Consider the following 393-nt stretch of genomic DNA (forward strand, 5'->3'; position numbering starts at 1 on the left):
GTCCTGAGTACAGTAGCGAGACATACTAACCGAAGAAGCCCCCCGAAACCGGTATATAGACTGTCTTGCATCACCTACAGCCCAAAGGTTTTCACCTTCTCCACACAGTAGCATCAGCAACCGAATACTACTTCGATTCACATCCTGATACTCATCAACTAAGACATGATCGTAAAGCGACTGAAAGTGCTTGAACAACTCCACATTGTTTTCTAGAAACTTTACAGGCAGCAGTACTAAATCACCAAAGTCAATACAACCTTTAGCTCTCTTTAGTCTTTCATAAGCTTCATATACCGTTGCTACTTCTTTTGCTTTCAAAGCTGCCGTTTTACTTTCTTCTGTATCTGCAGAATCAAGCATCTCCTGTGCTAAGCGAAAGTAATCTCTATG

General features: G+C 41.7%; 1 protein-coding gene. It reads right to left on the reverse strand.

Annotated elements, in window-relative coordinates:
- Positions 1 to 363 (reverse strand): UvrD-helicase domain-containing protein (locus UF05_RS07560; protein WP_231640434.1); only part of this gene is annotated, 363 nt, incomplete at its 3' end.
- Positions 364 to 393 lie beyond the last annotated feature (30 nt).

Source organism: Vibrio sp. S457-15 (assembly GCF_000960545.1).
GTDB classification, from domain to species: Bacteria; Pseudomonadota; Gammaproteobacteria; order Enterobacterales; family Vibrionaceae; genus Vibrio; species Vibrio parahaemolyticus.